Origin of the sequence: Sulfuricurvum sp. (assembly GCF_031427015.1) — a bacterium.
In the GTDB taxonomy this organism is placed as follows: Bacteria; Campylobacterota; Campylobacteria; order Campylobacterales; family Sulfurimonadaceae; genus Sulfuricurvum.
The window spans coordinates 226,936-253,215 of the sequence record NZ_JASJOW010000004.1 but is presented as its reverse complement, the minus strand read 5'-3'; the positions used below and the strand labels follow the sequence as shown (position 1 = coordinate 253,215).

Sequence of the window (26,280 nt, the reverse complement as noted above, 5' to 3'; positions counted from 1 at the left end):
GCAGGATGATGGCAGCTTTGATCGTCTCCTTGTCCGTCTGAACTATAACTTCTAATTTTATACTTTTCGGTACATCAGTCCCATGTGGCTGGTGTCAAATCCCTGTTTTTGATAAAAAGAGACGGCTTTATGATTTCGGTGATCGGCGCCAAGAGCCAAACGTTTCAATCCCTCTTTCTGGGATACTAAAATCAATGCGTTCAACAGTTCTCTTCCGATCCCCATCCCGCGATATTTTTCGCTAATCACAAAGTCCTCGATCAATCCGACTTTCTCTCCCATCGCTGTCGATATAAGCATCTGCACTGTAATCATACCGACGACTGCCCCATCCACAACACTAACCATGAGTATAGCGTTATGATTTTCAAGCATCATCGATAAAGCACGAGATTGTTTCTCAACATCGATAATAAAATCATCTTCAATGGTAAAAAGCTCACCTAAAAGGGCTGCCATAAGCGGAATATCATCAAAAACAGCGCGACGGATCATCATCGCCCTGTTTTCATCTGTTCTAAAATCTCACCCAACTTATCATGACGCAGTTGAATCAAACGCTCGATCTCATCGTAATCGAACTTACCGAAATAGGACATATCAAAAAGTCTGAGAAGGGCTGCACGACAACAGCTCTTTTCACACTCAGTGACGAGTTTTTTCGCTTTTTTATAAGGAAGCGAGGTCTCTTGAAAGATCTTAATGGCTTCGGCAACGTTTTTGTTGCCGCATTCACACACTTCAAGCGCTAATACTTCTTCTTTCGTAGCCATAATCTACCCCTTAGAGGGAATGTTCTGCCTTATACTTATTTGCCGTTTCAACCGCATTATAAAGTTTTTCAGCCAGTTCAGGCATTTTAACATGATTTGTCCATACTGTATCTTCAACAATATCATGAATTTCTGATGCAATTTCAACCGCTAATCGTTTGAGTTTTGCCAACTCTTTTTTATGTTCTGCTTCTGTCATATCGGACATAATAGACCCTTTTTTTTAGTATTAATTGCAAATTTTATTCACAAAGAAAATGCGTAGATATTTTCAAACTTGATGTTACGTTCTACTCCGTAACACATATGCAAAAAAGTCCCTTTTTGCTGAAAATGGTATTTCTCAAACAACGCAACAGCACTTTTATTGCCCAAAGGAACATCGGCAAGTACCTTTTTAAGTCCTCGAAAATAAAGAACCCCTTGCATCATTTTCTCCGCTTCCTCTTCAAATCCCTCGCGGCACTGCCACGGCCCGAGGTAAACGCCTCGCGCATTGATAACGCTAGAGTGCTGAAAAGAGTTCGGGAGGGCAAATTTAAGCGAACTATTGCGTTCCATCTCGTCCATCATAAAGCTCATACGATCTTCACCGAATGTTTCTGCATCGATACGTCGGATCGTCGCATCAAAATTTCCGCCGTCAAGCTCTTTTGCCTGAGCATTGGTAAAACTAAACGGGGGTACTTTACCGACATTCAAAAAACGCCCTACTTCGATTACACTCTTAAACCCGTAGCTTTGAAAAAAAGATTCCAATGCAGGATTGGCATGAAGATATAACGAAGGGTGTTCCTCTTTTAAAGCACCGAAAAGGGTATTAAAAAGACGTCTTCCGATCCCTTGCTTTTGGTGGGTCGGTTTCACCATAAAATACTTGATCATGGCGGAAGTTTCAAACTCTATCGCCATCACGGCTCCGATTAAGACACCGTCCTCATACGCACCGTAACACAAATGCGGAGCGTGCATCATCATCAGTTTGACATGATATCCATCCAGAAGCCAACCCGTCTCTTCCGAAATTTTGGTCAATTCAGCTACATCTGCGTATTTGAGCCATCCTATATACATACCGCGTCCTGATAAAGAGATTTCAGCTCGGCAATCTCTAAAACACGTTTGCGTGAAGTGACAATTTCACGTATTTTTGGAAGAAGATCACCTAAAATAGAGTTATCGGCACTGATACCCATACGTGCTAAATGGTACCGTATCGTCGCACTTCCGGAGTGTTTTCCGATCGGATAAGAGCTCTCTAATCCCACTTCGCTCGCTTCATAGGGCTCATACGCATGAGAATCTTTCATCATCCCATCAGCATGGATTCCGCTCTCATGTGCGAAGATTCGCTCCCCTACAATAGGGGCGTTCGAGGCTAAATTGATATTGGCCGCACAAGCAACGCTTTGTACGAGATCACGAAGCAAGATCGGATCAATGCTTCGTGATTCTCCGTAGAGGTGTTTGAGTGCCATAAGGATTTGCTCAAACGAAGCGTTTCCTGCCCGTTCACCCAATCCGATTACCGTGGTATTCAATCCTGTTGCTCCGGCATCGATGCCGCTAAGGGCATTAGCGTTCGCTAAACCAAAATCATTATGTGTGTGCATTTCAATAGGGAGGAGGTTAAGATCACACAATGATTTGATAACCGTATAGGTTTGTGTCGGTGTCATGATACCGATTGTGTCACAATAGCGAAATCGTGATGCTCCGCACTCTCGTGAGAGTTCCATTACATCACGGATAAATGCAGGGTTTCCACGAGAGCTGTCTTCACCGCCGATGCAGATGAATAATCCCTCACGCGATGCGGCCGAAACGACATGTTCAAGTTCATGCAAAACTTTGAGTTTACTGCCGCCGAATTTAACATCGATAAGGAGATCGGAGATCGGTATCGAAAGATCAACGGCTTTGACACCGCACGAAAGCGAGGCGTCTAAATCTTCCATTTTCATTCGGTTCCATGTCATCATGCGCGCATTCAGACCCAAAGCCAACAGCTCTTTAATGTCTTCACGCTCTTTGACACCCATTGCGGCAATACCGATTTCAAGTTCATCCGCACCGCACGCATCCAATAGCGTCGCGATACGAAGTTTCTCTTGAGTATTAAACGCGACATAAGGAGCTTGTTCCCCATCACGTAATGTGGTATCGTTTATGAGTGCCATGATAGGCTCCTTAATTCACTTCCGCGTTTTCATCCATACCGAAATATTTACGAGACGCTTTAAGTACCGAAATTTCAATCGGTTGATACGCATAACTTTGATCAGCGATAATTCCTGCCGATTTCAAATCATCTTGTGGACATCCACCGATTTTTGCGGTCAGAATTAGCTGCACGTCTTTAAGTTTTTCCAAAATCGGAGCAAGTGGATTGCTACCGTCCGGTCCCGCACAATACTCCACATCGACTTTACGGTGATGGATAAAACGGATACCCTTATCCCCTGCCTCATAGATAAGGAACTCTTTAACGCTTCCAAAGTGTTGATTAATCATCCCCTCACCCGCTGTCGTAACGGCGACAAGGATAGTTACACCCGTAGAGCTGAGTTCTTCTTTCTCTTTGCGAACCCGTTCGTTAGCCTGATCGAGGAAGAATCGGAACTCTTCGATTTTTGCTTGAGCTGCTTGACGCGCTTCAAGATCGTATTTGATTTGGAGTTCATCGAAACTAAGACCGGCGAAGGTATCTTTCGTAAACTCAGCCCCTCGGTCTTCACCGATCAGTCCGACGGCATCGGCACGGCATTGACGACAGTGTTGCATAAGTTTCATATCCATGCCGCACGCTTCTTGTACCGCCATTTGTTCTTGATCGGTTGCACTCGGTACACCGTCAAGGGCAAATTTAGTTCCGAATTCAGGCTCAGAGAGGATCGGCATAATGTTATGCAAAAACACACCGATTTCTTTGAGTTTTTTGGAGACTTCAGGAAGATGTTGGTCATTGATTCCCGGAATAAGAACCGAGTTTGCTTTGATCAAGATCCCTTTTTCGACACATTTTTTCATCCCCTCTAGCTGACGCTCAAGGAGAATTTGTGCTGCCTCTTTTCCATAAATACGTTTGTTGTTATAGAAAATCCACGGATAGATTTGACTTCCGATCTCTCCGGTCTCATCAACGCTGTTGATCGTCACGGTAATGTGATCGATATTATGTTCTACCATTTCATCAATATAGGTCGCGAGTTCCAAACCGTTGGTTGAGAGACACAATTTAAGATCCGGTGCAAATTCACGCACTAAACCGAAGGTCTCAAACGTCTTCCCGGGATTGGCTAACGCATCTCCCGGACCTGCAATCCCTAAAACACTCATACGCTGTACTTCACCGCCGACGAGCAATACTTTTTTTGCCGCCTCTTCAGGTGAAAGACGCTCTGATGTTACTCCCGGACGGGATTCATTTGAACAGTCGTATTTACGATTACAGTAATTACATTGAATATTACACGCAGGGGCTACCGCTACGTGAATACGGGCATAATGGTGATGTGCGCCTTCTGAATAGCATGGATGATTATGAATCTTCTCTTTGATGTCATCAGGCATAAAAGCTTCGTTACCGCTAGAGGAACAGCTCATTTTAAACTCCTTAGTAAAAAATCCAATGATCCTTTGCCTCATCCAGCACGCAATCATTTCTTAATGGAGTTAATGCAAACCGTGTTCTATAGCTTTAAAATGGAGAATTCAACAAAAAGCGACGTTTTTGTAAGGATTGTAGCGGATGGGTAGAACGATTATGTTTTAATCGTAGCTTGAGGGGTAGAAAAAAGGTAACCTTGAGAGTAGTCAATCCCAAGTTCCACCATTTTTGCAAAAATTGATTCATCTTCAACGAACTCGGCAATCGTCTTAATCCCTTTGCGATGAGCAAAAAATAGGATACTCTCTACGGTAAAAAGGTGATCGTTATCTTGGTTGATATTTTTAATGAGGGAACCGTCGATTTTAATGTAATCGACATCGAGCTTACTCAAATAGCTGAAATTTGAATACCCTGTCCCGAAATCATCAATCGCAATTTTACATCCGTACTGTTTTACCCTTTTTATAAAGGCAATCACCTCTTCATAATTCACGATTCCTTCGGTTTCGACAATCTCAAACACCACACGTTTTGCCGCCGATGAAGATTCCAGCATGTGATAAAGAAACTTTCTCGTTTCATCCGTAACAATATCCTGCACCGTCAGATTGAGCGAAAACTCATACCCGTTGTGTTCAAACACGGCAAACGTTTTTTCGATCATAATACGGGTCAATATGTCATACAGTTTTGATTTTTTCGCATGTTCTAAAAACCAATAAGGGCTAAGTACCGCTCCGTTGCTCTCTACTAACCGTATTAAAGCTTCATATTTGACGATTTGACGGGTAGTGTTATCGACAATCCCCTGAAAATAAGGGACGATACGATCCTCTTCGATGGCTAATTTAATTTTATTCACCATCCAGATATTGTTACGGGTTTTCTCGGTTAAGGCCGTATTATCATTGAAGAAAATCAGTTTTACCTGCTGTTCTTTTGCCTCTTTAAACGCCATATGGGCAAGATTGTAGACATCCGAATAGGTCGCATAGGCAATTCCCGCCGAAACATGGAGAGAGATATCGTATCCTCCGACATTGTATTTAAAATTTTCCAAATTGTTGAGATACGTAATCATATGATTGCGCAAGATATTATCAAATGCTTTTTCGACATAAAGAATAACAAATTCATCGCCGCTAATACGATAAAGATACTCACGCCCCGCTGTCTCTTGTAAACGTTCGGCAAAAAGTTTCAGTAGCTGATCCCCGATCTCATATCCGAAATAATCGTTGATGGTTGAAAAGCGATCAATATTGAGGAGCATTAGAGTTACATCACCCCCCGCACTTTCCAAATCATTCAGCAACGCGGTACGATTTTTTAGATTGGTCAGAGGGTCTTTGAGCTGACGCTGGATAATCTCCTCTTTTTTGACCAAATCGGTTACATCTTTCCGCGCCGAAATATACTCGATGATATTCCCCTCATCATCAAAAATAGGGGCAATAACCGATTTAACATAATAATCGTTTCCGTCTTTAGTAAGATTTTTAAAAGTATCTTTCCACACTTTACCCGACTTGATCGTTTTCCACATATCTTTAAAAAGCTGTTTCGGATTATCGGGGTGCCGTCCGACATTGTGCGCTTTTCCGACCAACTCTTCACGACTAAATCCTGATACTTTGCAAAATGCATCATTGGCATACGTGATAATACCTCTCTTATCCGTTTTGGAGACGATCGCACTCTCATCCAAAACCATTTTGTACTGGTCAAGAATTCTAATACTCTCATCCAATTCATTTTGAGTCGCATTGACCAAATGGGTAAGAGATTTCAATGTCGTATACGGTAAATAGCGGACTTCCTTGAACGGGTCAGACGATACGACGTGATCGGATTCGCTTAATGAAAGGGTTGTCGTCGTAATATTAAGCAATTGATTGCCGTGAGGTGAATGAAAGAACTCACCGTACGTAAAAAAACCTGCCGTCGGAGCTATTTCATTGATAAGCGAAAACTCATAATTGAGTTCTTCTTTTAAAAAGTGTTTGCGTACCGAACATGAATAGATATAGGTGGCTTCAGTAGGTCTAGTACTGACTGATTTGCGCATATCGACAGCATTATTCAAAATCTCTTCGATATTCCCGATAGCAAAACGGACTTTATCCCCATTTTGAAAATGCCCAGCGTAGATAAACCCGCCTTGCTCATTCTGACCGATCATCGACCTTGCGATTCGAACTCCGTCTTGTATTTTAATAAGAGGAAACGCAATTGCGCTTTCAGGAATTCGAGAAATCGCTTCGACACCGAGATAATGGGCATGAATCTCTTTTACACTTTTCCCATCAATCTCATACACAACATTCTGCTCCGCCCGTGTCACTACCATCTCTTTACCGATAGAGGTCCAATTCAGCGAATAATTGTTGTGTACTTGTAAAACATCGCTCTCCAATACGGCAACAACAATACCATGATCGTACAGCGTGTGCTGGTGCATAATCGAGGTGTGGGTAAACGTCAGATCATCTCCGGCATTTCCTCCCGCTACAATTATGTTGCTTCGTACCGAAGTAAATCCATTTAGAAATGATTCGGAGTCTCCATGTAGCCCTTCACCGAAAGCAATACATACTTTGCTCCGATCACTGAGCATCTCGCTAGCGGCCAAAACTCCGCTTTCAAAATCGGCAAGGGGAAAATAGCGGCTTTTAATCTCTGTCGCGTCAAAAAGGGAAAAAGCAAGGACGATTTTATTGGAACTCATGACACCGTTCATGATTTCACCTGCTGTCGTTGCCCCGATGAGCACCGCATTCGGAAGTCTACGCGTTACCTGATCAAGAATCGATTGAACCAGATAGAAATCAATACTTCCGCTAAAAAGCTGTATGAAAACCGATTTTGATGAATCGATATACGTATCAATAAACGAGGAGAGAATGCGTTCATTTTCATATTGATGATTAAGTAATCGCACTTTCCCTCCCGTTTATCATTTCATCTATTGTAATCAGTAATAGTACCATTAAAATGCATATGAAATTCTAGTATTGATGTGTAAATTATATATAAAATCCGACATTTTAGTCGTCAGAACAGAAAATGCAATTATTTGTTAGCAATACCTGAGGAGATATAATCATGATCGTTGCAATACCGATGGATGCCCGAGAGAGTGTTTACCACTATAACCCGTGTTCTTGCACGATGTTCTCCCTCTATGAAGTAGTCGGTGACCGTAAAGATATCCGATACCGTTATTTGGAAACCAAACTTAACCCGTGGGAAAAACATTCAGGAGATATGGTAAAAAATCCTACCATGATGGCCTGTGAATGTGAAAGTGATTTAGCTCAAAACCCTCAGCATATCAGTGAGCATTACGCACTCCTTGAGGTGATCGGAAAATGTAATACGCTCATTGTCGATCAATACTGCCTCAATACCTTGTATGCGATGAAAAACGTCGGAATCAAACTCCATAAAGTTCCGCCGTTTATTAAAACTCCCGCCGAAGCGATTGAGCATTTCGTCGTCGGTACGGAAATTGTCGAACACCTCCGCTACGTCCACCCCGCATAAAGGAGCCACAAATGCAGATAACCTATAACTCATCCCTCTTAAAACTCGAAGATATGCCGCTCGATGTCGGCTACGCTTCCGAACGGGTAGATCTGAAAAACAGTTCAGATGAAACCTTCCGTATCGGTGGACAAAACGGTGCGACACAACTCCTTATCAGCGTACCTTTTATCGATAAGGTTCTCCTTTCACAGTTAAGTGAAATCGATACCCTCTTCTCCCTTAACGCTCTGGGAGGGATCACAAAAGCGCTTATTGTCGCTTCTAACCAACATTCTCTCCCCTCTTTAGAAGAGTGGCTGGTGGGTTACGATTATGATGAAGCGTTCGGTGATTATTACGGTGTCCGACTCTCAGAGGGAGAACTCGGCGGAGAGTTCGCCAAAGCGTTGTTTGTCATTTCTAAAGACGGCGCTGTGTTTTACCATGAGATACTAGAGGATCTCAATGCCCCGTTTAGTTTTGACAAAGCACTGGTTAAAATTGCCGCCGCACAAAACTGCTATACCGGAAAAGGGTGTCACGGGTAAATAATAAGTGACATTTTTGTCCCTTTCAACCCCGCTATCCCCACAATCCTACAAATAAGACTAAATTACTCCTATTTATGACAAGAACGCAAAATGCAATAGTTTATCAAAAGCTCCAAAAGGGATCAAAATGGACACTATTTTCGAAACGATCAAGAAAGAATTACGCAACCAAACCACGATCCCCTACTTCGGTTTAGGCGTATTTGAGGGGATAATGACCAAAGAGGGTGAAGCGGTTCCGCATGACAGCGACTCCCTTATTTTGGCAATGAACGGCGGTCGAGCAATGTCACCGCGACTCATGTTTGAATACTCCCGTGCCGCAATGCATTTAGAACAACGTCGCGGCGTAGAGTTTATGACACAACTTATCAACCATATCTATACCAAACCCTTTGATCCGACACCGCTGCACAAAGCGATTGTCGATATGTCTCCACGCTACATCGTCGATACAAACCGCGATACGAAATTCCAAGAACTTTTGGCATTCACACCGCACTGTCTCATCATAGGCAAATCACGCATTATGGGTGATCTGAACCGATATGAAGTGTACGAATACGATGTTGAAAACCAAAAATATTTTCTTGTCGATGATGAAGTTCTCGACAATGCTGAGAAAATTCTCTTTAAACCGATGGGTTCACCTCTACCGAATCCGACCTTCGTTATCTCCGATGCCGACTATGTTGATTGGCTCACCGAAGCGATGGGAGGATTTGCCGTACCGAAAGTGCTAAAAACCTATCGAAAAACCAAAAAATACCTCTTTTTGGGAACCTCATTTGATCGTGACACCGACCGTATGGTTGCTAACGAACTCACGCTCGATCTCGAAGGGGGCTATGTTATTACCGACAAAGAACTGGGTAAAAAAGAGAAAAAGTTCATCGAAAAACATAACCTTGAAGTGATCCCTATGTCGTTACCTGAATTCATTAAAGCATTTGTATAAAAGGAGATTATCATGCCGTTTATTCCGACCGTTAAAGATGTTTCACCGCGTGGAGAGCGTTATTTCGACCTCTTTTCCAAACTTTTGGGTGACCGTGTTATCGTCATTACCGAAGCAATCGATGATCATATGATGGGGGTTATCGTCTCTCAGCTGCTTTATCTCGAAGCTATGGATCCTGAGGAACCGATTCACATGTATATCAGCTCACCGGGCGGTTCTGTGATGGCAGGATTAGCGATACTCGATACGATGAATCTCATCAACGCCCCTGTCCATACCTATGCAATGGGGTTGGTCGCGTCGATGGCGGCGGTACTCTTTACGTGCGGAGAGAACGGGCATCGCTACATGCTCCCCAATGCCGAAGTGATGATCCATCAGCCCCTCGGTGGATATTCGGGGCAGGCAAGTGATATCGAGATTCATACGAAGCATATCCTTAACCTCAAACGCCGCCTTTATGTAATCCTAGCAAATGCTACGGGGAAAAGTGCCAAAGTAATCGAAAAAGAGTCCGACCGTGACAATTACATGGAAGCGCATGAAGCGATCGCATTCGGTCTTGCCGATACGATCCTCACCAAATTTACTCCAAAGGATGTTTGATGAGTACCGAAAAAACCTGTTCGTTTTGTGGAAGAAAACAAAGTGAAGTAAAAAAGATGTTCTCCTCGGAGACGACCCATATCTGTAATGAGTGTGTCACGACCTGCTCTAGCATACTCCAAAAAGAGGTACGTTACGAGCAACGCTCCGCCATGCAGCAACAGCTCCCGACCCCAGAGAAAATCGTCGAGTTTTTGAATAAATACATCATCGGTCAAGAAGATGCGAAAAAAGTGCTCGCCGTCGCCCTCTACAATCACTACAAACGGATTGAGAACCCGATTTATAACAACGTTGAGTTGGAAAAATCGAATATCATGTTGGTAGGGCCTACGGGAAGCGGTAAAACACTCCTCGCCAAATCGCTCTCCAAGATCATGCAGGTTCCCTTCGCCGTCGCCGATGCAACTGCCCTCACCGAAGCGGGTTATGTCGGTGAAGACGTTGAGAGTATCCTCTCACGCCTCCTTGCTGCGGCAAATTATGATATTGAACTCGCTCAGAGGGGAATCATCTACATCGATGAAGTGGACAAAATCGCCCGCAAAGGGGAAAGTTCCACGATGGGACGCGATGTCTCAGGAGAGGGTGTACAACAAGGGTTGCTTAAAATCCTAGAGGGTGCCGAAGTGTACGTTCCCGTAAAAGGGAGCCGTAAAAACTCTACCACCGAGACGGTATTGTTTAACACCTCTCACGTCCTCTTCGTCTGCGGAGGAGCCTTTGTCGGTCTCGTTCCCGATACCCATACGAAAAAAACGAATAAAGTGGGATTCAGTAAAAGTGCCTCTGCCGATGCCAAGCCGAAGAAAATCGATGCCAAAGCGCTTGTCCATTACGGGATGATCCCCGAATTTATCGGGCGTATCCCCGTCGTGGCACAGTTGGGGGAACTCACCAAAGATCAAATGATCCAAATTCTCCAAGAGCCGGACAACGCCCTTATCAAACAGTTTCAGGCGTTGTTCGACATGGACGGCATCGAGCTGAATTTCGAGCCGAAAGCGCTCGAAGCGGTCGCGCAAAAGGCTATCGATCGCGGTGTCGGTGCACGTGGATTACGCGGGATTATCGAGGAGGCGATGCTTCCGTTGCAATTTAGCTGTCCGTCACAGAAAAATCTCCAAAGCGTCACGATCACCGAAGCGGTGATCGACAATCCAGAGCATGAGCCTATCTACGTCTACAAAGAAGAACACGCGGAAGCGTGAGGATTTCAATTTGACATTCCGATATAGAAGATATATAATACTATAGTATTATTTTAAATCGGAGGTCTACTATGCGTCAGACTACCAGTATGAAACTCGACCCGACCGTGAAACAAGAAGCCCAAAAAATATTTAATGAACTGGGTCTCAGTCTCGGTGAAGCGGTCAACCTCTTTTTAAATCAGGTGCGTCTTCGCAAAGGGATCCCTTTCGACATCGAAATCCCGAACGAAGAGACCCAAGCAGTAATGAGAGACGTTTTAGAGGGGAAAAATCTCGAACCGTTTTCACTCGATGATCTAAAGCGAGAGAGAAGCGCCTAATGCGCCAACTCATACGGCATAAGCTTTTCAAAAAGGAGATCGACAAAGTCACCTTAACTGATCAGCAGTTTGCCAAGATGATTCAATATCTCTCACTATTAATCGAAGGCAATGACCTACCGATAGAATCAAAAGATCATCCGCTAAACGGTGAATGGAAAAGTTTTCGGGAATTTCATCTGGGTGGAGATATGCTCCTAATCTACTACATCAATGAAGAGAATAACCAAATTGTTCTCATGCGGATCGGTTCACACGCTCAACTTTTTAGATAACCACCCCCTTCTCGAACAAATCTTGCATTCTCTCCTCATAATATCCGACACATGAGGACAAATAATGAAACGTGTATATTTAGACAACAATGCAACTACGAAACTCGATCCGATCGTAAAGGTCAAAATGCAGCCGTTTTTTGAAGAGCTTTACGGCAATCCGAACTCATTGCACCAATACGGTATCGAAGTGCGCCCCTATCTCAACGAAGCGATGGGGAACATGTACGACGCCCTAAACGCTCCAGATGCCGATGACATCCTCATCACCTCTTGTGCGACCGAAAGTAACAACACCGTCCTCAAGGGAGTCTTTTTCAAACACATCCTCCGTGATCCGAGCAAAAACCATATCATCGCCTCTGCGGTTGAACACCCTTCCGTCTTGGAAACCCTCCATTTTCTCGAAGAAAACGGTGCTGAAATCACATTTGTCGATGTGGATCAATACGGCTATGTCAGTGCAGAACGTATTGCGGCGGCGATTACCGATAAAACTATTCTCATCTCTATGATGTGGGCGAACAACGAAACGGGGATGATTTTCCCTGTCGATGAAGTTGCCGCTATCGCAAAAGAGCGCGGGATTCTCTTCCATACCGATGCGGTTCAAGCCATCGGAAAAGTAAAAGTCGATCTCACCAAAACTCCGATCGATTACCTCACCTTCTCCGCTCACAAATTCCACGGTCCAAAAGGGATCGGCGGATTGTATGTCAAAAAAGGCTCAGATCTCCCGAACCTCTTGCACGGCGGGGAACAAATGGGGGGAAAACGGGCAGGAACCCTCAACGTCGCCTACATCATCGGTATGGGTCTGGCGATGAAACAATCGGTAGGACATCTGGATAAAATGAACAGCGATGTCAGAGCACTACGCGATCGTCTCGAAGACGCCATCTCTCAACTACCTGACACCATCGTCGTCGGTGATCGCGCACGCCGTACCCCAAATACCATTCTTATCTCACTTCGCGGTATCGAAGGGGAATCGATGCTGTGGGATCTCAACCGTGCAGGTATCGCCGCTTCTACGGGGAGCGCATGTGCTTCCGAATCGCTCGAAGCCAATCCAGTCATGAGCGCTATCGGTGAAGACCCTGAACTCGCCCATACCGCTATCCGTCTCAGCCTCAGCCGCTTTACGACGGCCGATGAGATTGATTATGTAATCGAGGTATTTATCAAAGCGGCGGAACGTCTGCGCTCTATCTCCTCAACCTATGCCTACACAAACGAAGTTGGCTGATGCGACCTTATCGTAATGTCAGTGATGCGGAGCTTGACAGACTCGAAGCGACGCGAGAGTGGAACCAAGAGGTTCTCCTCAACCTCACACTCCCTTCTAAAATTCTATGGGTACACGCCAACAAAGAGAAGTTTCATCGTCTTGATACAGAAGATTCTTGTGTGGTTCGTACCCTCACCATCCTCCAAATCCGAGGCAATGTTATTAAAACCGATTTTGGGAGTTACTCACTCGAGAGCGGGAAAAATCTTTTTGATCCGTGCGGATGTAAAAAGTTTTGCGATTGCTACGGACAACTCTATCTGTTTAAACGCGATATTGCACCCCTCAAACGTCATTTTGCTTAATCTATTGCTCTTCAAAAACATTGAGCAGGTTATTGCTGTGGCGTTCTCCGATCTGTTCTAACCCATATTTCCATTCAATCAGACGTAATATCGAAGTCGTATCGTACTCGGTATGATCCACATACCCTCTCTTCGCATACGGCGAAATAACTAAAGCGGGAATACGGGTTCCAGGCCCCCATCGATCACCTGCGGGTGGTGCGACATGATCCCATAAACCGCCGTTTTCATCGTAGGTGATGATAATTACCGATTTTTCCCAAATACTCGGTCTGCTCCGTAGCGCTTCCACAATTTGAGAAAGTTTTTTATCTGCCGCATTAATACTTGCGTATCCGGGGTGTTGGTTATCCTCAGCGGAAGGTTTGAAAAAGACGACACTCGGTAATTTCCCCTCTTCCAACTCTCTAAAAAACTCTTTTTCGTCTTTAAGGTATTTTCGCCCTTCACTTTTTGGGGCATACCGTTCAAAATATAAAAAAGGATTATGGTGGTATTGGTAATGGACGGCATCACCGCGACCTTCTACAGCGTCGTTGTATCCGCCGCTATACCATCCCCACGAAATATTTTTCTCAGTTAAACGATCCCCTATCGTATCGTATTGTAGCGGCTTTAAACGCAGCGAAGCATCGGCATATTTGGCCTTGAAAGGAGGATTAAACGGCTGAATCGTGTTTACGGCATACCCATCAGCGGTAAGAATACCGTCTTGAAGTATTTCTCCGTTTTGATCCAACACGTAGCGTGAAATATTCGACTCATCCCCGACATAGGGAGTACGTGCCGCAATCAGCCATTGATGATTTAAAAATGATCCCCCGAATGCCGCCGCAAAAAAACGGTCGCACAGGGTAAACTCTTTCGCGTAACGCCATAATGCGCTTCCTGAGATGTCGTGATAGCCCATAGCAAGAGCTTTTTCATCACTCACGTCCACAAATCGATCATTCTTCCCGCCGTTGATCTGGAGCTGATTTTGGGTAAAACGATGGACGAGATCGGGAATCATCCCTTCGTGTGATACATACGTATCGAGTAAAAACGGCGCATTTGGCACACGTGTCGGAAATCCTCCTTGGATCGATTTTTCTCCCATCGTAAGTGCCGGATAAAGGGTACCGTTACGGTCATGTTGACTAGAATAATCAACCCACGGTTTATCCGACGTATCGGCTTTTTCAAAACCTCGAAAAAGATTGTCAAAGCTACGATTTTCAAGATAGATAACGATAATGTGATCGATTTTACTTCGTACATTATCACCATAGGCAGAGAAAGAGAAAAGCAAAAAAAGGAGGAAGAGCTGTTTCATCAAAGATCCGTTTTTTTGAGAGTATAGCTTTGGATGCTTACCGTTTTGTTACTGTCTTCACGCCTCTCTTTTAAAATTCTCCAGCGGTACGTCAAATAACAAAATATGGGCATCTCGGCATGCCGTAATTTCAAAAGTCTCATCCCCGATAATTTGCAATTCATCCCGCCGTTTAAGGGTATAACCGCACACATTCACTTCACCGTCAACGACAAACAGCAATCTGCCGTATCCTGGTTTTTTGGAGTCGGAGACAAGGGTATGTCCTAAGAACAGATGGGAGACTCGGATACAAAGATCTTGAGCAATTTTCAAAGAGTTCTTTCGACCGTCTCCACTGACAAGCAATGCCCAGCTGTTTAATCGGTCCATGTCACATTTATGCTGTTCATAATGGGGTGTCAGCCCTTTTTCACGCGGAATAACCCATATTTGAAACAATTCTGTCTTCTTTTTGGCGGAGGGATTAAACTCCGAATGTTCAATCCCCCTCCCTGCAGACATATACTGGATCTCACCTGCTTTAATAATCCCGCTGTTTCCTTCGGAATCTTTATGCTCAAGCGCCCCTTTAGTAACGATCGTTATGATCTCCATATCACGGTGAGGATGCATCCCGAAACCGCCTGAGGGTTCGATAGTGTCGTCATTAATGACACGTAAAGCACCGAATCCCATCCTATCTCGGTTATGATAATCGGCAAAACTAAAACTAAATCGGCTATGAAGCCAGCTATGATTAGCGGTTCCGCGTTCATCGGACTTATGGAGAAAAAACTGCATCGACTCCCCTTTTTAAGAAAAAGTATCATCTGAATTTTTAGATTATGAGAAAGATTTTATCACACTATTGGACTTATACATCATATTCATCACCGAGTTCTGAACGGGTTAGACGCAGCCTCTCCGCTAAAACAGCCGCGAGACTTTGCATAAAATGGAGCGACGCTTTTTTATGATGTTTGGAGAACAGATCATACGCTTCACGCGAAATGCAATACAAATCGGTATCACTGGCGGCAACGGTATCGGTATAATGAGGCGCACCCTCCAAAAATGAGAATTCTCCGAAAAAATTGTTTTGACCCAATGTGCTGAGATGAACGCTTTTTCGTCCCGGATAAGGGAGCATGATCCGCACCGAACCCCGACGAATCAGAAAAATCTCTCCGCTTCCTTCCCCTTCGGAATAGATCATTTCCCCTTTTTTGTACGTTCGGATTTCGGCAAGACTCCGTATCTCCTCCAACGTCTCCTCTTTTCGCCCTTTAAAGAGATCAAAATTGCTAAGATCCAGAAGTTCTTCCCCTTTTTGCTCCAGTAGCCCTTCTTTGATAATTTTATCTTCGGCCCATTCGATTGCATCGTCCAAATCATCAAAAACTTTGATCGGACTCAAGTGTTTCAGTAATCCGACATGGTTGAAATAGTTCTCTAAATCATCTCCGCTCGGCAATTTATGCGGCAGTCGGCACAACAGGAGATAGCCCTCACGATCATGAAGAATATCTTTGATTTGTAACAAAATGTGTGCCGCCGTCAGATCAACCGTCTGCACCCGCTTCATATCCATAATAATGTATTTTTTGTGTTGCAAGTCATCTTGCAAGATGGTATAAAGTTGATTGGCCGTTCCAAAAAAAAGACTTCCGTGCAACTCATACACCGAGAAATCATTTCCGTTGTTTCGTAGAAGGTTCTCCTCCTCTTTGCATCGGACGATCTTACTTCTCGCTTCGGTTCCGTCAAAATGGCGATACACGACCGACGCACCGATTTGCTGAGCGATATACAGGACAACGGCTAAAATAAGCCCTACTCCCGCCGCCGCAATCAAACTAATAGAGAGTGCCGTAAAAGCAACCGCAACGATAATGAAAAAATCGAGAGCCGTCTGACGTGATTGCAATAATTTTATGCTGTGTCGGTCAATCATTCTTAAGCCTATAACGATCAATATCCCGGCCAAAGTTGCGACAGGAATCCATGCAATAAACGTTGCCAATACCAAGAATGCAACAACCGCCATAATCCCCTCTATCAATCCCGAAAGACGTGTTTTTGCACCGCTGGAGATATTGACCATCGTCGCACCCATTGTCCCTGAACCCGGCATACCGCCGATCAGTGCCGAAACGATGTTCCCCGAACCCTGCGCAATCAGCTCTTTATTAGAGTCGTGAAAAGAGTGGGTCATCGAATCGAGGATAACACACGTTTTTAACGTGTCAATCGACAACAATGCCGCTAACGTCAATGCGGGAAAAAATAAAAACGCCATCTCTTCCCATCCGATAAAGAGGAGGGTTTCAAAACGTCCCGTAAACATTTGGACAAAATTGATTCCCGCACTCCCCCCTAGCTCACCGATAACAAAAGCGTTGTTCGCTTGAAACAACGAAGGATCGATCAAGCCCAGAGTAAAATAGGCTCCGACACCGATTACCAATGCGGTAATAACGGCAGGGATAACGCGAAATATCTTATCTGCATAGAGCATCGTTATAATCGTTATCAAACCGACCGCAATACTTTGCCATTTCCACCCATTGACGATTTCAAAAGCGTCCCAAAAATGGGTACCCTGCGGAAGCCCTAAAAAAATTGGAGCTTGTGACGCGAAAATATAAAGCCCTACACCGCTGAGATACCCGCTGACGACAGGAAACGGCATATATTTAATCAGTTTCCCCAATCCGATAACCCCGAAGAGTATCTGAAATAATCCCGCTAAAAAAGCGACGATCATAAGCATTACAAACAGAAGATCCGGTCCGATACCGCTGTTAAGGCATTGAAGCGCAAAAGCCGCTAAAACGGCCGCGGCAGGAGCGCTCGGAGCAGAGATTAATCGCTCAGTCCCCCCCATGAGTGCCGCCACAATCCCTATCGCCGCTACCCCTAAAATACCGGCTACCGCACCGTATGCAGCGTAATGTCCGCCGATAACCGCGTAAATCGTTACCCCAAACGCGATGGCTGCGGGCAATGCCACCAACATCGCCGCCGTTCCGCCCCAAAAATCACCTGAAAAATTTTCTCTTTTAAACATCAAAAAAATCCAATACCTAATCAAATCATAGAAAGTATTTTATTGTATCTAAAATTAGCGGTTGGATTTCAATATCATGCTACAATCACACCATGATTTTATCTTCCACCGATACCCGCCGCGGCATATTTTTTATGCTCATCGCTTCGTTTTTATTTGCCCTCACGATGGTATTCGCTAAACTCCTCTCAGGTTCTATGGGATCGGTCGAAGTAACCTTTTGGCGCAATAGTATCGGTTTAGCCGTTATCGGCATGTTTGTTTTACGAAAACCGATCCGCAATGTCGGCGGTAAACCCCTTACCCTCATATTCCGAGGGGTAGTCGGAACGGTAGCGCTGCTCACCTTTTTTTACACGATCAGTGCTACTACTCTCTCCAATGCTATCGTTTATGCCAAAACCGAGCCGATTTTTACCGCATTGCTCGCCTTTTTTCTATTAGGTGAAAAGTTAAAATCCCATGCCGTTATCGCTGTGATCATCGGATTCGCAGGGGTAGTCATGCTCAGCGGCATGGAGATGGGGTATTTGCATATTATGGGAATATTGACGGGATTTCTCTCCGCATTGGCGTATACGAGTGTACGTAGTCTCAAAGCCCATTATGATGAGCGAACCGTTGTCCTCTCGTTTATGATATCAGGGGCAATAATCCCTATATTCTTGATGCTAGCGGCTGAATACACAACCTCCGAATGGTTTGCGTTTGCCCTTAGCCCTTTTGTAATGCCGATGGGGATGGATTGGCTTTGGATTGCCCTAATGGGAATTGCCGCCGCATACGGACAAATCTATATGACCCGTGCTTATTTTTATGCCAAAGCGGGAATTGTGAGTACGGTCAGTTATTCTGTTGTCTTGTTTGCGACATTGTTTGGAATATTTTTAGGAGATGTTCTCCCCACACCGATGGTGATTGCGGGAGGTATCTTGATCATTCTAAGCGGTATTTTACTCTCTCGGCAAAAATAAATTTTACAATTTATCCGCAATTTTATCCGCAATGCTATTGCCGAGTTTATCCAACGGCATAACCTCTTCTTTATCCATCCTCTCTTTCTCTTTTTTCTCGCCCATCAAATTGTTAGTGTACAGAAGCGAAGTATTACCCTCCTGAACCGTTTCGGTAGAATTGTTGGATTCGATGTTACCTCTTTCTTGGAGATACGCATCTAAAAAAAATGCTTTAAAAACTAAAAATACAATGGCAAAAATGATAGCGTAGAAAAAAAATCGCATTTACACCCCTTTAGATAGACTAAAATTGATTGAAACACATTCTACAATGTAATGTTAAACATATGTAAATGAAATAAGATTGATTGTATTAGGTAGTATGTTGTGCGATAAGGAGTGAGCCTCGCACGGAAGCTTTGAACATTTTCATCTTTTCTTGAGTAATCACTGCCATCGCCATTTCACGCTCTTTTTTAATCTGCGTATACAAAGCTGCCGTAGGGTTGATTCGTCCCTGATGAATCAGTTCATGAATAGTATCATCGAAAAGTGTGCTTTTATACGGCGAAAGGTGATCATACAGTGCCATAAAAAGGGCGCGCTGTTCTTCGTCCATTTTACACGAATCATCGGTGATTTTAAGAGCAACCGTCACCGCGCAATCACAAGCAAAGGGATCGAGATCGCTGGCGACTTTCGCAATAGGAGTCACATTAGCCTACTTCTTCTAACTCTTCAGGCTCTTCTTGGACAAGTTTACCGATGCCCCGTTCTTCGAGAGGAATATCTTTACGATAGCTTTTCTCTTTGTACGTCGGAGATTTGAGTTTCCCCTCTTTGTTGACACCGAGTTTATAGATCTCTTCATTACGAAAATATTCATCAAACTCAGCGGTAAAAGGCATATCCCACGTAATACATCCGATACTCGGACAAATCGCCGCACATTGAGGATCATCGTAAATACCGACACATTCAACGCATTTATCAGGCTGAACGTAGTATTGTTTTTTCCCTGTAGGGTTGGAAGTATCATCCACAATCGCGTTGACGGGACATTGTTGCAAACACGCATCACAAGTGATGCAGGTATCATTGATAATTACTGACATGAGAGTAGTTCCTTATCTTTAGAAGTGTGTGCAATACGCAACAACCATGGCGGCGGATTGCCCAATAATAACTCTTGGAGTTTTGCAATCGTCTCATCGATTCGATCGTTTTCCCCAGAGCGTACCGGATATATTTTTGAAGCCAGTACCATTTTTGAAGCGGTAGGCCCTATTGCAGAGCAATAAAGGATATCTGCTTCATTGATCGTACCTATTTTATACGCTAATTTTTCATGTTCATCCGCGATTTCATCCTCTGAACTATCAAGGGTTTTGACAAATTCGGCACTCTCGGCAGTGACCCGATAAAGCTCAAAGCTTTTCGACCATCCGAAATGCTGATTGACACTCACACCGTCAGATGAAGCAAATGCGATGAGCATAATCGACCCTTAGACCGCTACCGCTTCGCGTGCTTCACGCATAGCGATAGAGATATCATCACGGAACGTTTGCGGGGAGACTTCAGGAGAGAGAAGACCCCGTTTTTTCGACTCGCTGATCACATACTCTGAACTGTTGACGTAATAATCATTGAATTCAGCCGTGTAAGGCATATCCCAAACGATACACCCCTCAGTAGGACAGGCTGCCGCACAGGCCGGTGTAGTCGCATGACCGACACATTCGATACATTTTTCCGGTTTAACATAAGTATATTCCCAATCTTCACGCGGTGAATCACCCTCACTCGCGATTGCCGATACCGGACATTCGTCGATACAGGCGTCACAGTTAATACAAGAATCAGTTATTAATACAGCCATAATAAGCTCCTTAGTTAGTTTTATACAATTGGTCTTTGCATTTTTCATACGAGGTGGTGTTAATCATCGGCGTGAGTTTGATATCTACTGCTTTTAAAAGGAGTGTCACATTGCACCCCTCACAAAGTTCCATCCTCTCAAATGCATCGGTCGTAATAAGTGAATTGAGTTTTCCGCACGGTGTATCGACACTCACCTCGCTCAAAACCGTACCCTTACGAAAATGTTGCAATTCGCCGTTGAGGTGGTTTTCGATGGAAACACTCCCCTCTTTGTCTCCCGTACAGATTGCTATCGCCGCCTCTTGGACACGACATTCGACCTCATCCCCGATACGGAGCCATTTGGGTACTTCGGTTTTCAGCAATTTCAAATCGGTATTATTAACCCGCACCGTGATACAGCTAAAAAACGGATCACTTTTAATATCTTCCACCCGTGCCGAAAACGTATTCATGAAAACCCTCCTACCAGAGATAAATCACTATTCTTTTATCAATAACATTTTCAAACTGCTCGAGTATCATCCCTGCCGTCGAAGTAGGCCCCAGATGACATCCCGAACAGGCTCCGAGATAACGTAACCAAATTTCTGGGGTATCACCGCCTACATAATTGACAAGTTCTACCCCGCCGCCGTCACTCGCGAGAATAGGACCGAGGTTATCGTTAATCACCATTTCGATCTTGGCACGCTGAGAGGATTCATCCATCATCCGAAATGCGACATTTATGTCGCTTGCTTCAGACATATTGCTAACATACGTTAGGAGAGAATGGGCTTGTGCTTCTCCGGCGTGAGCGGCTTTAATCATCCATTTCATAGAGTTTAAAACATCATCATTACGAAGTAAAATCCCAAGTTTAAGCTGAGCGGTTGGCATATCGGCCTCTGCGGCAACCGTGTAATAACGGATCGATTGCTCTTTATCTGCGCTCACACCGATTCCGTTTTCATACATACCACCGAGATAAAACGAAGCGACTTCATGCCCTTGTGCCGCCGCACGATCAAAAAGCTTATATGCCGTTTTGATATCTTTAGCTACCCCGAACCCTTTCACGTACATCGTCCCTAGATTTACCATAGCATCGGTATTGGTGTTACTTAGGCTTTCCCAAATGGATTTAGCTTTACTATAATCTTTCGCGTCGTAAGCGGTAATCGCAGTCTCCATCAATGACTCTGCTTCCATTCTCTTCCCCTCATTTCGTTTTAAATTTTGCCGTAAATCACTCATCGCTTCGTCGTACGTCTCTCCATACCCTTTGACCTCAGGGAAATCACAGCTGTATATCTCATAGCCATCCCCTTCTTCATTGCTGAAATAGTGATAATGGGTACGAAGTTCGTCCATGTGTCTGTTACCTCACTTTTAAAGCTAATATGCAACCATCGTTCTATCGTAGAGAATAAAAAATGCATTTTGCTATTTAAATTTAGACACGAAGGGGCAAAGATGATTGCTATTCCAGTCGAAACTGATACACCCGATACGATGAGTACAAAACTGTTTGGCAATGCCAAACTTTTCGCACTAGTCGATCCACTCACTAAAAAAAGTACGATTATCTCCAATGAAGGGTGCGGTAACGGTATTAAAACCGCATCGTTTTTGTTAGAGCAAGGGGCCACCTCCGCTTTATACGGTTTTTTAGGTGACGGGCCGTTTCATGTTATGGTTCGCGGAGGAATGGAAGTCTATTGGTTAGGTAAGGAGCCGATGGTGCTATCTAAAGCGATTGATTCTGCCCTCTCGGAGTCTCTGATGAGAGTTACCCCTGAAAATGCCGACCAATATCTCGATCCCGGAACCGCGGCGGGAGCATGCGAATGTGGGTGCAGCCATGACTGAGATCATTACGAGCGAAATGGAAGAGATTCGCAGACTCATCGTTGAGACCGTCGCCAAACGTAATGCACTTAAAACCGAAATGGCACAATGGTATGAAGCGCACAGCAAACGGTTTGAACACACCAATGAGCTTATCACCGTCGATTCGACACTTAGTGAACTCGACAGTCATTATAAACGGCTATGGGATTACCATAACGCACCCTCAAGAGCCTCATGAGCAGTTTCTCCTCTTCGGCACGTCTCCTCACCGATATCGGAGAGATTGAGCAATACCGACGGATATTGGAGAAAGACAATATCAAAAGCGGAGAACCTCATTGGGCAAGCATGGGGAAAAATACGATCACCCTTTTTCAGGTACTGATCGATCAGGATTTGACCCATTTGGTTATGGTGCTTCAACATTACCCGAAATACATCGAAGCGGTGTGTGAACATTTTCGATACGCCTACAGTTACAGTGAAAACGTTGCCGATATCGATGCGACATCGGAGTTACTGAAAATTGGAGAACCCTATTTTACGAAACAATTCGTTCGTAATGTTATGCGTAAACTTCCCCGAATCGAGAGTGATGACCGTGAAGCTCTCCAAAACTTTATCGAACGCCTTACGGAGAATCAACACCGCTGGCATCCGATCATTACGATGCATTACCGAAGTGTGATTAAACACCGTATTGATGCTACACTGTTACATCCGTTGCAGCGAATCGTATTGGAGAAAAAGTTAGCCTCTATTGTTGAGGTGAACACCTTTGATTACGAAGCATCCGACCGAGATTCCCATCTCGATATACCGTATATGAATTAAACCTCAAGGAGATAATAACGATGAATGAAAACCTACGAAGTGAAGTGTTGAAACATGCGCGAGCCGCATTTGAGCGGGCGTGTACCCTGCGAGAAAATGAACGGATTGAAGTCTACCTCTATGACGGTGAGGTAAAAACGAGTGATGTTTTAGGAGAAGAGGAAAAAATCGTCTATAGTCCGAATCGTGTGTTGTGTTATCAGGTATGGGGACATGACTATCTCGAAGAGGAGATCCGTGCGTGGATCGATCAAGCGCGTACCGAGATCAGCCCGAAACCCCTGGAAGAGAGCATCATCGAAACCCTTAATAAACTTGCCCTCACCAAAGGGATCAGTAAAGAGGAGATCAGCTCTTATGAAGTCTTTGCTAATCTTCGTATGGATCAGCTGGAGCAGATCGAACACGCGATCATCGATTACTGGTGGGATAACAAAGAGGTTGAAAACGCCAAATCGCTCGCACTGGAACAAATCAACGAAGCCCTCCAAGGTTTATAAGGATGATCCTCACCCTCTGCAACCTAAACGAAACCGTTCGTATCGAGATCTCTCCCGATAACTTCGAGCGGTTGCGTCATCCTGATATCAGTAGAGAGGAAATAGCCGCTATCGCTGCCGCGTGTCATGTCGACTCAGCCATATTGATCGACTATAGAGAAGATTTAAAAAAATCGGTACAAGAGTGTATTGAAATCGATGCCTCTTGCGACTACACCGACCATTTTAGTTAAATATCACCAAAGCTCTCCCAAACGGTACCTTCGCTTTTCGCGACAGCGCCCATAGCACTTCATAATTCGGCCCGATTCGGGGGTATGAGCCCTCACCGTCTGTAAAATAGAGCAACATCGTCGTCATGGGGAGATTCGCCTCGACGTAATCAAACGTCGGACGATAATCCGTCCCCCCTCCCCCTTTGAGAGGGAAATCCATCTTGTCTCCGCTGATAAAGGTATGGTGCGCGTGTACTTTTGCATCGGCGATAATCAGCTCAATCTTCACCGAGGGGAAGTTTTGCATGATCGTTTTGAACTCCTCCATAAATGCCCCCAATAGCTGATCATCAATCGAACCGCTTGTATCGACCGCGACACACAGACTCAGGGTATCACTGGTGAGCGAGGGAAGAGCGATACCACGGTGGATATGCTTTTTATTCGGGGGCATAAACGCGTAGTTGTTACGCATATGACGATTGACGGCATTGTAGAGTTCAAACCGCCAATCCACATCGGCAGGCTTCACTTTTTTCCCCAACCGCTCCAGCCCTAGCGGCATAGCCCCCTTGCGCTGTGCTACCTCCTGAGCAATCGACGCGGCGTATTGCCACTGCGATTCATCTTCCACCTCTAAAATATCCGTAATGCCGTCAATGTTACTAAAACTTTGAGAATCATCCTGTTCCATCACGGAACTTTCCGGCGGAGTATCACCGCTCTCGCCGAAGGCATCCCCCTCACCGAGGTTAAGATCATTTTTGAGTGCCTCGTAGATCTCTTCGGCGTACATTAGCTCATACTCTTTATTGTAGTTTGCCCCCACAGGAATACGCAAACCGCTTTTGGAGAGGAGATTGTTAATGGCGTAATCGGTCGCTAACTGCCATAACCGTCCTCTGCGATTAAGCTTGCGTTGCTGATGGGAGAGGACATGATGCATCACCGCATTGGTGAGGATAAACATCACCTCCTCCACACTTCGACGCTCTAAAAACTCCACATTATAGATAAACCGCTTCCCGTTACTCGCATATCCCGATAGAGCGTCGCTCGGCTCAAAATTTAACCGTGAAGCGAGCATCCCGAAATAAGGATATTTCACCGTAAGGAGACTTTTGGCTTTGAGGAGCAGTTGTTCACTCTTCATTATCGTAAGAGTGTGTTGAACTGGCGCATCCACAACGGCCAGCTCTCGACATGGTCAAGTTCGATTTTCCGTACACGGAGGTCTTGGATAATCATCACCGCAAACTCTCCGGGGAGGAGGAGGGTATAGGTGATGAGATTGTTTAGTTTTTTGTTCCCCGTATAGTCATTTACCCGCATGGTAAGTGCCGTGCTGAGGATATGAAGTGCGGAGGGATCACTCGGTACATCACTGCACGTCCCCTCCATAATCGCATCCAGATCAGGGAGCTGTGAGGCGACCATGCGAAACCCCAGATACGATGCCGCCAACTCCTCTCCTATCGCGCCCGAAACCATCGCCATCACCAAATCCGCTTCGGGGTTGGACGCCATGATATCATCCACATATTGCCATGTGCGCGGTGTTGCAAACGATCTACTTTCCGCATTAAAGACGAACAGCGCATCGGGACGGTGGGAGATATACGCGATGATTGTAGGATCAATCCCTGAGCCTATCGCCCAGTTGCGCCAATCCTCGACATTCGCCTCCATCTCTAAATGGACAAAACGATTCGCCAGAGGTGCCGCCATCCGAAATACGACGCCGCGATCGCTCTCACGGTTCCCCGCCGCCACTATCGCCCACCCCTCAGGAAGACGGTACTCTCCGATTTTACGATCCAAAATGAGCTGATACGCAGAGGCTTGTACCATCGGTGCCGCCGTGTTAAGCTCATCGAGGAAAAGTATCCCTCTCTCTTGCGTCCCATCGGGTAAAAATGCCGGAGGCGCCCAAATCGCCGTATCGTTTTTAGCGTTAAAAAACGGGATACCGCGCAAATCCGTCGGATCGAGAAGCGATAACCGCAAATCGATAAACCCGATACCCGCTTCGTCAGCTATTTGAGCTACAATCGAAGATTTCCCGATCCCGGGAGGCCCCCATAAAAAAACAGGGACTTTCCGCTCGCACAAATGGGCGAGTGAGCGTTTGGCACTTTGAGGGTTCATCATATAATCCTTTGAACAATATTGCTGTTGATCATGATGCATTTATCATACGAAAGAGGTAGAACAAAAATTGTATTGAGTAAAGTATATAAAATCACGAAGG

At 44.8% G+C, this 26,280-nt stretch carries 34 protein-coding genes; 15 read left to right on the top strand and 19 right to left on the bottom strand.

The features are described 5' to 3' along the window. Positions 1 to 57 precede the first annotated feature (57 nt). The 7 genes from RMO68_RS09795 to RMO68_RS09765 form a co-directional block, all read right to left on the bottom strand. Positions 58 to 498 (bottom strand): GNAT family N-acetyltransferase, encoded by a 441-nt coding sequence (locus tag RMO68_RS09795; protein WP_310440569.1) that lies wholly within the window; start codon positions 496 to 498, stop codon positions 58 to 60. Beyond that, on the bottom strand, positions 495 to 773 hold the full coding sequence (locus tag RMO68_RS09790; protein ID WP_310440568.1) for a hypothetical protein: 279 nt from the start codon (positions 771 to 773) through the stop codon (positions 495 to 497). Before RMO68_RS09790 ends, RMO68_RS09795 begins: the two co-directional genes overlap by 4 nt. A gap of 10 nt (positions 774 to 783) precedes the next feature. Beyond that, positions 784 to 981 carry a CCE_0567 family metalloprotein gene (locus RMO68_RS09785; RefSeq protein WP_310440567.1) on the bottom strand — a complete coding sequence of 66 codons (198 nt, stop codon included), beginning with the start codon at positions 979 to 981 and terminating at the stop codon, positions 784 to 786. A 38-nt stretch (positions 982 to 1,019) separates the two neighbouring features. Further along, on the bottom strand, positions 1,020 to 1,847 hold the full coding sequence (locus RMO68_RS09780; protein ID WP_310440566.1) for a GNAT family N-acetyltransferase: 828 nt from the start codon (positions 1,845 to 1,847) through the stop codon (positions 1,020 to 1,022). After that, on the bottom strand, positions 1,838 to 2,953 hold the full coding sequence (gene nifV / locus RMO68_RS09775; protein WP_310440565.1) for a homocitrate synthase: 1,116 nt from the start codon (positions 2,951 to 2,953) through the stop codon (positions 1,838 to 1,840). Before nifV ends, RMO68_RS09780 begins: the two co-directional genes overlap by 10 nt. A gap of 10 nt (positions 2,954 to 2,963) precedes the next feature. Then, the gene (gene nifB, locus RMO68_RS09770; protein ID WP_310440564.1) at positions 2,964 to 4,379 is read right to left on the bottom strand and encodes a nitrogenase cofactor biosynthesis protein NifB; all 1,416 of its coding nucleotides are present in this window, start codon (positions 4,377 to 4,379) and stop codon (positions 2,964 to 2,966) included. A gap of 158 nt (positions 4,380 to 4,537) precedes the next feature. Beyond that, entirely contained in the window at positions 4,538 to 7,327 is a 2,790-nt protein-coding gene (locus RMO68_RS09765; RefSeq protein WP_310440563.1) for an EAL domain-containing protein, read from the bottom strand. Positions 7,328 to 7,491: 164 nt separating this feature from the next. On the opposite strand from RMO68_RS09765, the gene RMO68_RS09760 reads away from it, so the two are divergent. The 9 genes from RMO68_RS09760 to RMO68_RS09720 all read left to right on the top strand — a co-directional run bounded on the left by RMO68_RS09760 (position 7,492) and on the right by RMO68_RS09720 (position 13,437). Further along, complete coding sequence (locus RMO68_RS09760) at positions 7,492 to 7,932, top strand: hypothetical protein (protein WP_310440562.1); 441 nt, start codon at positions 7,492 to 7,494, stop codon at positions 7,930 to 7,932. 11 nt (positions 7,933 to 7,943) lie between these two features. Next, positions 7,944 to 8,462 (top strand): hypothetical protein, encoded by a 519-nt coding sequence (locus tag RMO68_RS09755; protein ID WP_310440561.1) that lies wholly within the window; start codon positions 7,944 to 7,946, stop codon positions 8,460 to 8,462. A gap of 130 nt (positions 8,463 to 8,592) precedes the next feature. Beyond that, positions 8,593 to 9,423 carry an SIR2 family protein gene (locus tag RMO68_RS09750; RefSeq protein WP_310440560.1) on the top strand — a complete coding sequence of 277 codons (831 nt, stop codon included), beginning with the start codon at positions 8,593 to 8,595 and terminating at the stop codon, positions 9,421 to 9,423. Between the two features lie 12 nt (positions 9,424 to 9,435). Then, positions 9,436 to 10,032, top strand: coding sequence for an ATP-dependent Clp protease proteolytic subunit (locus tag RMO68_RS09745; protein ID WP_310440559.1), 597 nt, complete (start codon positions 9,436 to 9,438; stop codon positions 10,030 to 10,032). Continuing rightward, positions 10,032 to 11,243, top strand: a complete 1,212-nt coding sequence (clpX, locus tag RMO68_RS09740; protein ID WP_310440558.1) for an ATP-dependent Clp protease ATP-binding subunit ClpX — start codon at positions 10,032 to 10,034, stop codon at positions 11,241 to 11,243. Before RMO68_RS09745 ends, clpX begins: the two co-directional genes overlap by 1 nt. A 71-nt stretch (positions 11,244 to 11,314) precedes the next feature. Beyond that, positions 11,315 to 11,566, top strand: a complete 252-nt coding sequence (locus tag RMO68_RS09735) for a type II toxin-antitoxin system RelB/DinJ family antitoxin (RefSeq protein WP_310440557.1) — start codon at positions 11,315 to 11,317, stop codon at positions 11,564 to 11,566. Further along, positions 11,566 to 11,841: a type II toxin-antitoxin system YafQ family toxin gene (locus RMO68_RS09730; protein ID WP_310440556.1), complete on the top strand. Its 276-nt coding sequence runs from the start codon at positions 11,566 to 11,568 to the stop codon at positions 11,839 to 11,841. Before RMO68_RS09735 ends, RMO68_RS09730 begins: the two co-directional genes overlap by 1 nt. Positions 11,842 to 11,902: 61 nt before the next feature. Then, a complete protein-coding gene (locus tag RMO68_RS09725; RefSeq protein WP_310440571.1) occupies positions 11,903 to 13,090 on the top strand; it encodes a NifS family cysteine desulfurase in 1,188 nt (395 codons plus the stop codon). After that, a complete protein-coding gene (locus RMO68_RS09720; protein WP_310440555.1) occupies positions 13,090 to 13,437 on the top strand; it encodes a hypothetical protein in 348 nt (115 codons plus the stop codon). Before RMO68_RS09725 ends, RMO68_RS09720 begins: the two co-directional genes overlap by 1 nt. A 1-nt stretch (position 13,438) precedes the next feature. Here the strand turns inward: RMO68_RS09720 and RMO68_RS09715 are convergent, their stop codons facing one another. The 3 genes from RMO68_RS09715 to RMO68_RS09705 form a co-directional block, all read right to left on the bottom strand. Continuing rightward, complete coding sequence (locus RMO68_RS09715) at positions 13,439 to 14,752, bottom strand: alkaline phosphatase family protein (protein WP_310440554.1); 1,314 nt, start codon at positions 14,750 to 14,752, stop codon at positions 13,439 to 13,441. A 57-nt stretch (positions 14,753 to 14,809) separates the two neighbouring features. Then, entirely contained in the window at positions 14,810 to 15,535 is a 726-nt protein-coding gene (locus RMO68_RS09710; RefSeq protein WP_310440553.1) for a pirin family protein, read from the bottom strand. A 73-nt stretch (positions 15,536 to 15,608) separates the two neighbouring features. Further along, entirely contained in the window at positions 15,609 to 17,804 is a 2,196-nt protein-coding gene (locus RMO68_RS09705; RefSeq protein ID WP_310440552.1) for an SLC26A/SulP transporter family protein, read from the bottom strand. Between the two features lie 92 nt (positions 17,805 to 17,896). On the opposite strand from RMO68_RS09705, the gene RMO68_RS09700 reads away from it, so the two are divergent. Beyond that, positions 17,897 to 18,778, top strand: a complete 882-nt coding sequence (locus RMO68_RS09700) for a DMT family transporter (protein WP_310440551.1) — start codon at positions 17,897 to 17,899, stop codon at positions 18,776 to 18,778. A 3-nt stretch (positions 18,779 to 18,781) separates the two neighbouring features. Here the strand turns inward: RMO68_RS09700 and RMO68_RS09695 are convergent, their stop codons facing one another. From RMO68_RS09695 to RMO68_RS09665, 7 genes are all read right to left on the bottom strand, one after another. Beyond that, positions 18,782 to 19,045 carry a hypothetical protein gene (locus RMO68_RS09695; RefSeq protein ID WP_310440550.1) on the bottom strand — a complete coding sequence of 88 codons (264 nt, stop codon included), beginning with the start codon at positions 19,043 to 19,045 and terminating at the stop codon, positions 18,782 to 18,784. A gap of 88 nt (positions 19,046 to 19,133) precedes the next feature. Next, the gene (locus RMO68_RS09690; RefSeq protein WP_310440549.1) at positions 19,134 to 19,475 is read right to left on the bottom strand and encodes a hypothetical protein; all 342 of its coding nucleotides are present in this window, start codon (positions 19,473 to 19,475) and stop codon (positions 19,134 to 19,136) included. Between the two features lies 1 nt (position 19,476). Then, positions 19,477 to 19,875 (bottom strand): 4Fe-4S dicluster domain-containing protein, encoded by a 399-nt coding sequence (locus RMO68_RS09685; RefSeq protein ID WP_310440548.1) that lies wholly within the window; start codon positions 19,873 to 19,875, stop codon positions 19,477 to 19,479. Beyond that, a complete protein-coding gene (locus RMO68_RS09680) occupies positions 19,866 to 20,258 on the bottom strand; it encodes a NifB/NifX family molybdenum-iron cluster-binding protein (RefSeq protein ID WP_310440547.1) in 393 nt (130 codons plus the stop codon). Before RMO68_RS09680 ends, RMO68_RS09685 begins: the two co-directional genes overlap by 10 nt. A 9-nt stretch (positions 20,259 to 20,267) precedes the next feature. Further along, positions 20,268 to 20,642 (bottom strand): 4Fe-4S dicluster domain-containing protein, encoded by a 375-nt coding sequence (locus RMO68_RS09675; RefSeq protein ID WP_310440546.1) that lies wholly within the window; start codon positions 20,640 to 20,642, stop codon positions 20,268 to 20,270. Between the two features lie 10 nt (positions 20,643 to 20,652). Beyond that, positions 20,653 to 21,099, bottom strand: a complete 447-nt coding sequence (locus RMO68_RS09670) for a molybdopterin-binding protein (RefSeq protein WP_310440545.1) — start codon at positions 21,097 to 21,099, stop codon at positions 20,653 to 20,655. A 10-nt stretch (positions 21,100 to 21,109) separates the two neighbouring features. Next, positions 21,110 to 22,000, bottom strand: a complete 891-nt coding sequence (locus RMO68_RS09665; protein WP_310440544.1) for a NifU family protein — start codon at positions 21,998 to 22,000, stop codon at positions 21,110 to 21,112. Positions 22,001 to 22,102: 102 nt separating this feature from the next. Between RMO68_RS09665 and RMO68_RS09660 the strand changes: the two genes are divergently transcribed. From RMO68_RS09660 to RMO68_RS09640, 5 genes are read left to right on the top strand one after another with little or no spacing between them, the layout of a single operon-like run. Further along, the gene (locus tag RMO68_RS09660; protein WP_310440543.1) at positions 22,103 to 22,498 is read left to right on the top strand and encodes a NifB/NifX family molybdenum-iron cluster-binding protein; all 396 of its coding nucleotides are present in this window, start codon (positions 22,103 to 22,105) and stop codon (positions 22,496 to 22,498) included. Further along, positions 22,491 to 22,718: a hypothetical protein gene (locus tag RMO68_RS09655; RefSeq protein WP_310440542.1), complete on the top strand. Its 228-nt coding sequence runs from the start codon at positions 22,491 to 22,493 to the stop codon at positions 22,716 to 22,718. Before RMO68_RS09660 ends, RMO68_RS09655 begins: the two co-directional genes overlap by 8 nt. Next, entirely contained in the window at positions 22,715 to 23,314 is a 600-nt protein-coding gene (locus RMO68_RS09650) for a hypothetical protein (RefSeq protein ID WP_310440541.1), read from the top strand. Before RMO68_RS09655 ends, RMO68_RS09650 begins: the two co-directional genes overlap by 4 nt. 20 nt (positions 23,315 to 23,334) lie before the next feature. Further along, positions 23,335 to 23,814: a hypothetical protein gene (locus RMO68_RS09645; protein WP_310440540.1), complete on the top strand. Its 480-nt coding sequence runs from the start codon at positions 23,335 to 23,337 to the stop codon at positions 23,812 to 23,814. Positions 23,815 to 23,816: 2 nt separating this feature from the next. Beyond that, complete coding sequence (locus RMO68_RS09640) at positions 23,817 to 24,047, top strand: hypothetical protein (RefSeq protein ID WP_310440539.1); 231 nt, start codon at positions 23,817 to 23,819, stop codon at positions 24,045 to 24,047. On the opposite strand, the gene RMO68_RS09635 is transcribed toward RMO68_RS09640, so the two are convergent. Next, the gene (locus RMO68_RS09635; RefSeq protein ID WP_310440538.1) at positions 24,040 to 25,182 is read right to left on the bottom strand and encodes a DUF2201 family putative metallopeptidase; all 1,143 of its coding nucleotides are present in this window, start codon (positions 25,180 to 25,182) and stop codon (positions 24,040 to 24,042) included. The genes RMO68_RS09640 and RMO68_RS09635 overlap by 8 nt on opposite strands. Next, on the bottom strand, positions 25,182 to 26,177 hold the full coding sequence (locus RMO68_RS09630) for a MoxR family ATPase (RefSeq protein ID WP_310440537.1): 996 nt from the start codon (positions 26,175 to 26,177) through the stop codon (positions 25,182 to 25,184). Before RMO68_RS09630 ends, RMO68_RS09635 begins: the two co-directional genes overlap by 1 nt. Between the last annotated feature and the right edge of the window lie 103 nt (positions 26,178 to 26,280).

What these genes read in the sequence shown, in the direction of transcription:
- RMO68_RS09795 (WP_310440569.1), bottom strand. Translation starts at nt 498, where the DNA reads ATGATGATCCGTCGCGCTGTTTTTGATGATATTCCGCTTATGGCAGCC.
- RMO68_RS09790 (WP_310440568.1), bottom strand. Translation starts at nt 773, where the DNA reads ATGGCTACGAAAGAAGAAGTATTAGCGCTTGAAGTGTGTGAATGCGGC.
- RMO68_RS09785 (WP_310440567.1), bottom strand. Translation starts at nt 981, where the DNA reads ATGTCCGATATGACAGAAGCAGAACATAAAAAAGAGTTGGCAAAACTC.
- RMO68_RS09780 (WP_310440566.1), bottom strand. Translation starts at nt 1,847, where the DNA reads ATGTATATAGGATGGCTCAAATACGCAGATGTAGCTGAATTGACCAAA.
- nifV (WP_310440565.1), bottom strand. Translation starts at nt 2,953, where the DNA reads ATGGCACTCATAAACGATACCACATTACGTGATGGGGAACAAGCTCCT.
- nifB (WP_310440564.1), bottom strand. Translation starts at nt 4,379, where the DNA reads ATGAGCTGTTCCTCTAGCGGTAACGAAGCTTTTATGCCTGATGACATC.
- RMO68_RS09760 (WP_310440562.1), top strand. Translation starts at nt 7,492, where the DNA reads ATGATCGTTGCAATACCGATGGATGCCCGAGAGAGTGTTTACCACTAT.
- RMO68_RS09755 (WP_310440561.1), top strand. Translation starts at nt 7,944, where the DNA reads ATGCAGATAACCTATAACTCATCCCTCTTAAAACTCGAAGATATGCCG.
- RMO68_RS09750 (WP_310440560.1), top strand. Translation starts at nt 8,593, where the DNA reads ATGGACACTATTTTCGAAACGATCAAGAAAGAATTACGCAACCAAACC.
- RMO68_RS09745 (WP_310440559.1), top strand. Translation starts at nt 9,436, where the DNA reads ATGCCGTTTATTCCGACCGTTAAAGATGTTTCACCGCGTGGAGAGCGT.
- clpX (WP_310440558.1), top strand. Translation starts at nt 10,032, where the DNA reads ATGAGTACCGAAAAAACCTGTTCGTTTTGTGGAAGAAAACAAAGTGAA.
- RMO68_RS09735 (WP_310440557.1), top strand. Translation starts at nt 11,315, where the DNA reads ATGCGTCAGACTACCAGTATGAAACTCGACCCGACCGTGAAACAAGAA.
- RMO68_RS09730 (WP_310440556.1), top strand. Translation starts at nt 11,566, where the DNA reads ATGCGCCAACTCATACGGCATAAGCTTTTCAAAAAGGAGATCGACAAA.
- RMO68_RS09720 (WP_310440555.1), top strand. Translation starts at nt 13,090, where the DNA reads ATGCGACCTTATCGTAATGTCAGTGATGCGGAGCTTGACAGACTCGAA.
- RMO68_RS09715 (WP_310440554.1), bottom strand. Translation starts at nt 14,752, where the DNA reads ATGAAACAGCTCTTCCTCCTTTTTTTGCTTTTCTCTTTCTCTGCCTAT.
- RMO68_RS09710 (WP_310440553.1), bottom strand. Translation starts at nt 15,535, where the DNA reads ATGCAGTTTTTTCTCCATAAGTCCGATGAACGCGGAACCGCTAATCAT.
- RMO68_RS09705 (WP_310440552.1), bottom strand. Translation starts at nt 17,804, where the DNA reads ATGTTTAAAAGAGAAAATTTTTCAGGTGATTTTTGGGGCGGAACGGCG.
- RMO68_RS09700 (WP_310440551.1), top strand. Translation starts at nt 17,897, where the DNA reads ATGATTTTATCTTCCACCGATACCCGCCGCGGCATATTTTTTATGCTC.
- RMO68_RS09695 (WP_310440550.1), bottom strand. Translation starts at nt 19,045, where the DNA reads ATGCGATTTTTTTTCTACGCTATCATTTTTGCCATTGTATTTTTAGTT.
- RMO68_RS09685 (WP_310440548.1), bottom strand. Translation starts at nt 19,875, where the DNA reads ATGTCAGTAATTATCAATGATACCTGCATCACTTGTGATGCGTGTTTG.
- RMO68_RS09680 (WP_310440547.1), bottom strand. Translation starts at nt 20,258, where the DNA reads ATGCTCATCGCATTTGCTTCATCTGACGGTGTGAGTGTCAATCAGCAT.
- RMO68_RS09675 (WP_310440546.1), bottom strand. Translation starts at nt 20,642, where the DNA reads ATGGCTGTATTAATAACTGATTCTTGTATTAACTGTGACGCCTGTATC.
- RMO68_RS09670 (WP_310440545.1), bottom strand. Translation starts at nt 21,099, where the DNA reads ATGAATACGTTTTCGGCACGGGTGGAAGATATTAAAAGTGATCCGTTT.
- RMO68_RS09665 (WP_310440544.1), bottom strand. Translation starts at nt 22,000, where the DNA reads ATGGACGAACTTCGTACCCATTATCACTATTTCAGCAATGAAGAAGGG.
- RMO68_RS09660 (WP_310440543.1), top strand. Translation starts at nt 22,103, where the DNA reads ATGATTGCTATTCCAGTCGAAACTGATACACCCGATACGATGAGTACA.
- RMO68_RS09655 (WP_310440542.1), top strand. Translation starts at nt 22,491, where the DNA reads ATGACTGAGATCATTACGAGCGAAATGGAAGAGATTCGCAGACTCATC.
- RMO68_RS09650 (WP_310440541.1), top strand. Translation starts at nt 22,715, where the DNA reads ATGAGCAGTTTCTCCTCTTCGGCACGTCTCCTCACCGATATCGGAGAG.
- RMO68_RS09645 (WP_310440540.1), top strand. Translation starts at nt 23,335, where the DNA reads ATGAATGAAAACCTACGAAGTGAAGTGTTGAAACATGCGCGAGCCGCA.
- RMO68_RS09640 (WP_310440539.1), top strand. Translation starts at nt 23,817, where the DNA reads ATGATCCTCACCCTCTGCAACCTAAACGAAACCGTTCGTATCGAGATC.
- RMO68_RS09635 (WP_310440538.1), bottom strand. Translation starts at nt 25,182, where the DNA reads ATGAAGAGTGAACAACTGCTCCTCAAAGCCAAAAGTCTCCTTACGGTG.
- RMO68_RS09630 (WP_310440537.1), bottom strand. Translation starts at nt 26,177, where the DNA reads ATGAACCCTCAAAGTGCCAAACGCTCACTCGCCCATTTGTGCGAGCGG.